This window comes from Nocardioides sp., assembly GCF_034670285.1.
Lineage (GTDB): Bacteria > Actinomycetota > Actinomycetes > Propionibacteriales > Nocardioidaceae > Nocardioides.
This window is the reverse complement of sequence record NZ_JAXMNS010000468.1, coordinates 1-2,693: the sequence shown is the minus strand read 5'-3', so window position 1 is coordinate 2,693 and position 2,693 is coordinate 1. Positions and strand designations below refer to the sequence as shown.

At 70.2% G+C, this 2,693-nt stretch carries 4 protein-coding genes; 3 read left to right on the top strand and 1 reads right to left on the bottom strand.

Annotated features, from left to right (window positions below; all coding sequences use genetic code 11):
* The 3 genes from VOI19_RS17770 to VOI19_RS17760 form a co-directional block, all read left to right on the top strand.
* Positions 1–357: antibiotic biosynthesis monooxygenase (locus tag VOI19_RS17770; RefSeq protein ID WP_323794278.1), on the top strand; the 357-nt coding region annotated here is incomplete at its 5' end.
* A gap of 214 nt (positions 358–571) precedes the next feature.
* Positions 572–838 carry a PspC domain-containing protein gene (locus tag VOI19_RS17765; RefSeq protein ID WP_323794277.1) on the top strand — a complete coding sequence of 89 codons (267 nt, stop codon included), beginning with the start codon at positions 572–574 and terminating at the stop codon, positions 836–838.
* 66 nt (positions 839–904) lie between these two features.
* Positions 905–1,381 carry a hypothetical protein gene (locus tag VOI19_RS17760; RefSeq protein ID WP_323794276.1) on the top strand — a complete coding sequence of 159 codons (477 nt, stop codon included), beginning with the start codon at positions 905–907 and terminating at the stop codon, positions 1,379–1,381.
* A gap of 65 nt (positions 1,382–1,446) precedes the next feature.
* On the opposite strand, the gene VOI19_RS17755 is transcribed toward VOI19_RS17760, so the two are convergent.
* Positions 1,447–2,693: MMPL family transporter (locus tag VOI19_RS17755; protein WP_323794275.1), on the bottom strand; the 1,247-nt coding region annotated here is incomplete at its 5' end.

Here is a 2,693-nt window from a genome sequence, read left to right as displayed (position 1 = left end):
CACGAGGGCGGGGCTGGCAGGCTTGGTGCCATGACCGTCATCAAGATCAACGCCATCACCGTCCCGGCGGACTCCGGCGACGAGCTCGCCCACCGCTTCGCCGCCCGCGCCGGAGCCGTCGACGGACAGGAAGGCTTCGAAGGCTTCGAGCTGCTCAAGCCGGTCGACGACCGCACCCAGTGGCTGGTGATCACCCGCTGGCGCGACGAGGACTCCTTCCAGGCCTGGGTCAGCTCACGCTCCTTCGCCGACGGCCACCGCTCGGCGTCCGAGCGCGCAGGCGGCGAGGCCCCCAAGCCGGTCTCGACCCACAGCGAGATCTGGAGCTACGAGGTCGCCGGCGGCTCGGCGGGCTGACGTGTCGGGGATGAATCCCCGGATCTCCGGGTACTCCTGACGTTCTCAGGGGAAGCAACCCCTGAGAACGTCAGGTTTTCCCTGAGTGGTGGGGCTGAAGTGACGCATGGAGCCGGTCCCGGGACCAGGGGTCGCTCAGGGACTCACCTGATGGTGCGGCGCACCCGCCACCGTCAGGCTTGAAGCACCAACCAGCGAAGGAAGTGCGTCACCCATGAACGACATCCGCCAGAGCCTCGCCCGTCAGGGCCTGATCCGTTCCAGCGACCGGAAGATCCTCGGCGGCGTCAGCGCCGGGATCGGACGTCGCATCGGCGTCGGTCCGTGGACCGCCCGCCTGCTCGTCGTCCTGGTCATGCTGGTCCTGCCCGGCAGCTCGATCCTGATCTACCCGATCCTCTGGATCCTGATGCCCACCGAGGAGCAGGCCCGCTCCTACGACCTCGCGCCCACCCCCGGATCAACACCCGATCCCGCCTGACCTGACCCACGGCTCCGTCGGGGCAGGTGTGTTCCGCGGGAAGCCTCGACCTCGTAGGTTCGTCGGGTGACCCCTTCCACCGACCTCGGCGACGCCGGCCGTCACCCGGTCCCGCCCACCACACTCGGTCTCGTGCGCGAGGCCCTGGCCGAGTCGTTCACGGCCGCCGCGAACGCCCTCGGCGACGCCATGGCAGTCGAGGCGGACCTCACCACCGGGCGGATCGACCTGCCGCCGTCCGATCCCGACGCGTCCGACGCGCACGCGGTCGAGTCGAGCGCCACCCGCACCGCCACCGGTGAGCTCGGCACGGTCGTGCTTCACGAGACCCGCACGGCCTACGTCTCCGGCAAGGAGATCCGTACGACGATCGCCCTCACCGGCTCCTCGCACCTCGGCGAGCGCTTCTGGCTCGGCGCCACGTCGTACGACGGCGGGGCGGTGTCGAGCATCGAGCTGGTCGGCGAGCTGGCCGACTTCGCCGGCTCGGCGCTGGCCGACGTGCTCGACCGGCTCACCCGGCTCGACCCCGATAGTCCCTGACGAAGTGGCCCCTGGGAGCGGCCCGCAGGGGCCACTTCGACAGGGACTATCTCGACCGGTCGGAACTAGCGGGCCCCCGCCGGTTCATCGACCGGGTCGCCCGCACCGGCACTGGCACCAGGACCCGCACCCGCTCCTGCTCCCGCACCCGCACCCGCACCCGCACCTACGTGCTGAGCCTCGCCGGCCTCGGGGCCCTCGCGGAAGCCGTAGCGCTCCCACCAGCGAGCCATCGGCGCCGGCGCCCACCAGTTCCAGCGACCGAGCAGCTTCATCGTCGCCGGCACGAGCAGCGCCCGCACGATGGTGGCGTCGATGAAGAGCGCGACGAGCATCCCGACACCGAGCATCTTCATGAAGACGATGCCGCTCGTGCCGAAGGCACCGATCACGACACCGAGCAGGAGCGCGGCGCTGGTGATGATGCGTCCGGTCTTCTGCACGCCGGTCGCGACCGCGATCGTGTTGTCGCCGGTGCGGTCCCACTGCTCGCGCACGCGGGAGAGCAGGAAGACCTCGTAGTCCATCGACAGCCCGAAGAGCACCGCGACCATCAGGATCGGGTTGGTCGCGTCGAGGAACCCCTGCGACTCGAAGCCGAGCAGGCCCGAGAGGTGGCCGTCGTTGAAGATCCAGGTGACGACGCCGAACGCCGCACCGATCGAGAAGAGGTTCATCACGATCGCCTTGATCGGCAGCACCACCGACCCGAAGGCCAGGAACAGCAGCACCATCATGATCACGACGACGATCAGCGCCATCCAGGGCAGGTGCGCACCGACCGAGTCGATGAGGTCGACGGTGTCGGCGCTCAGCCCACCGACGAGCACCTCGCCCGACCCGGGTGCGACGTCGCGCAACGACTCGACGAGGTCCTGCGAGTAGGTGCTCTGGCTGTTGCCCTCCCAGGTGGCTCGGAGCAGGGTGACGTCTCCGTCGGCCGCGACGTCGGCGACGCCTGCCACCCCGTCGACGGCGAGGACGGCGTCACGATAGGTCGCGACGTCGCTCGCCGAGGTGCCCGACAGCAGCAGGTTGGCGGTCGACTGCTCGGGTCCGAACTCGGAGTTGAGCGTGTCGAAGGCCTGGTGGGCCGGAGCGTCGGCCGGCAGCACGCGGTAGTCGACGCTGCCCCACGAGGCGCCCAGGAACGGTGAGGCGATCGCGAGCAGGAGCAGGATCGTCGCCGACATCACCAGGACCGGACGACGCATCACGGCGTGCGCCAGTCGTCCCCAGCGTTCCTCGCCGGCCGACGAGGCGACGGACCGGCCACGGCGCCAGGGCAGCCAGCCGGCGTCGACGCGGCGCC